Source organism: Desulfobacter sp., from assembly GCF_050177295.1.
Window position 1 is genome coordinate 1 of sequence record NZ_JBFXHE010000543.1, and the last position, 2,529, is coordinate 2,529.

Consider the following 2,529-nt stretch of genomic DNA (forward strand, 5'->3'; position numbering starts at 1 on the left):
CAACAAAGTTATTTACAGCCGCTTCCTGGTCCGTGCCGCGGGACAGGGTCTCCACCAGGGGATGTTCCGGCGCCAGACACATGAAGGTGGCGCCGAAAATGGTGTCAGGGCGGGTGGTGAACACATTAATCACCTCGTCACTGCCCTCCACCTTAAAGTCAAGCTCTGCCCCCACGCTTTTGCCGATCCAGTTTTTCTGCATGGTGGTGACATTGTCCGGCCAGCCGGGAAGTTGATCACAATGGAGAAGCAGATCTTCGGAATAATCGGTTATCTTAAAAAACCACTGCCACAACTTTTTCTGCTGAACCACCTGGGAGCACCGCCAGCACTTGTCTTGCTCAACCTGCTCATTGGCCAGCACTGTCTGGCATTTTTCACACCAGTTCACATAGGATTCCTTGCGGTAGGCCATGCCCTTTTCAAACATTTTTAAAAACAGCCACTGTTCCCAGCGGTAGTATTCCGGCCGGCAGGTGGCAATTTCCCTGTCCCAGTCATAGGAAAACCCCATTTTCTTAAGCTGGGCCCGCATGGCCCGGATGTTGTCATAGGTCCAGGCCGCCGGATGGGTATTGTTGTCAATGGCCGCATTCTCTGCAGGCATACCAAAGGCATCCCATCCCATGGGATGAATGACATTAAAACCTCTCATGCGCTTGTAACGAACCACCACATCTCCGATGGTGTAATTGCGCACATGCCCCATATGAATCTTTCCCGACGGGTAGGGAAACATTTCAAGCAGATAATATTTCTCCCTGGACGAATCTTCTTCTACCTTGAAAAGCTGGGTGTTTTTCCAGTATTCCTGCCATTTGGGCTCGACCTGGGAAGGGATGTACCGTTCCTCCATTATTTTAATTCCTTTCGAAAAACATCTACATTTATAGTTGAACCTTTTTAGATGCCACAAGAGAGACGAAATAGCAAAGAGATTTATGACAAAAACTTTAAATGTCGAAGGATATCCTCCTTACTCGGCCAAATTTTCCATGATTCGGCTGGCGGATGGCGTGGGAGGGCTCCTCAGTGGTGAGGAGAGTTGTATCCCGATTAGGCAGCATCCTGAAGGAAGTACCACTTTTATACACTGCCTAACGCGTTCTTTACCGGCGGGTACGGAGGAAAGCGAAGTAAACGTCCAGTGCAAGGGGCTGCTTATACAGGATATGCAGCCATTCCAGCTCTCATTGCACCTGAGATAGTTCCATCAATAAACTCACTCCCAGGAAACATTCTCTCTTTGGGATCATAAAATTCTTTGCTCCATTTAAATATTGCAAACTCCCATTCGTCACTTTCTCTAAAATATTCCATACGAATTACCGGCGCCTTCCTATTATAGGCCACTCTATCAAGATATAAAAATCTTCCTTGAAATCTTGCAATGTAACGAGCATTGATTCCCTTCAATTCGAGCTGATTAAATTTATCGACTTCTTCTAAGACTTTTTCTCGTACTTCATCCGGTATTAGTTTTTTCCCCATGGCCAATCTTTTCTTTTGGTATAATGAGTTAATATGTTATTTTCGTTTATCTGTATACTTACCCCACCCAAAAAAGCAATAATGAAACCCTGTACGCCTTCAATGATTTTTGACAGCCAGGGCGGATACCAGGTATAAACCCTCAAGTTCATTAAAAAGAGGAGACTGCCAATTGAAACGGAGCTTGCCATAGGTAATCCTCGCCTCTGGACTGGTGCTATCGTTTGTTTGAGTCGTCTGAAGTATGAATAAATTTGATTTAGCAGGGGATGATTAATGAAACCGGACTCAATGCAGCATATATGTGAAACCAGGATACTGGTGGGCTTTTTAGGTGAAAAACAGCAAGCATCTTGGTGGGGTTCTTCTTTTTTGTCATCATCAAGCAAGGCATTTCTTGGGCCGATTTATCCCAATTCCATTGGTGTGGCCCAGTATAGCGGGGTCTGTCAGGCGGCTTCTATTATCCATGATGAACATATAGGAATCGGCAAGCACTATCACCTTTATCGACTCCCGGATGCTATCGAACGGGCACTTTTTCAGTGCATACAGGCGCATAAAGTCATTAACAGCATGTCTGACTTCCTGAAAAGCCGCGACACCGCAGTTGAAAGACTTAAAGAATTGGGTGAAGATACTGTCAAAGAATCAGATGGACCTGTTACCGTGGGCCAATATGCGGATAATAAATTGGACGCATTGATTCAAATATCCCGGTCGCACTATATCTCAGCCTTTGAAAGTGATTATAAAACGTTTCCTTACATGAGATGCATATGACCGGCGGTTCAAAAATAAGATATACGACACAACTTCAGGCTGGATTGGGCCTCATTGAAGAGACAAAGTCTTTATTGTCGATTTACAAACCCGGGATGACAGTGACTGAACTCTATGATTCAGCACTTGAGTCCGGACTGTTTCCCATGGTTTCTGCCAGGCGGTTGAAAAATATAATTGGCGAATGCTTTTCACCCAGATATCTGAAAACAGACTCAGCAAGATTTCTGAAACCGATTAGCCAAAATGCACCGG

Annotated in this window: 3 protein-coding genes; 1 reads left to right on the forward strand and 2 read right to left on the reverse strand. The window is 45.2% G+C overall.

The window, feature by feature from the left end; translation table 11 throughout:
• On the reverse strand, positions 1-856 hold an 856-nt coding region (locus AB7U36_RS22350), incomplete at its 3' end, for a class I tRNA ligase family protein (protein ID WP_428161805.1).
• Positions 857-1,161: 305 nt separating this feature from the next.
• Positions 1,162-1,491 (reverse strand): hypothetical protein, encoded by a 330-nt coding sequence (locus AB7U36_RS22355; protein WP_428161806.1) that lies wholly within the window; start codon positions 1,489-1,491, stop codon positions 1,162-1,164.
• A gap of 276 nt (positions 1,492-1,767) precedes the next feature.
• Between AB7U36_RS22355 and AB7U36_RS22360 the strand changes: the two genes are divergently transcribed.
• Complete coding sequence (locus AB7U36_RS22360) at positions 1,768-2,274, forward strand: BrxE family protein (protein WP_428161807.1); 507 nt, start codon at positions 1,768-1,770, stop codon at positions 2,272-2,274.
• Positions 2,275-2,529: the final 255 nt, after the last annotated feature.

Bases quoted from the DNA above. Each gene is read 5' to 3' on its own strand.
- AB7U36_RS22360 (WP_428161807.1), top strand. From the start codon at position 1,768: ATGAAACCGGACTCAATGCAGCATATATGTGAAACCAGGATACTGGTG.
- AB7U36_RS22355 (WP_428161806.1), bottom strand. From the start codon at position 1,491: ATGGGGAAAAAACTAATACCGGATGAAGTACGAGAAAAAGTCTTAGAA.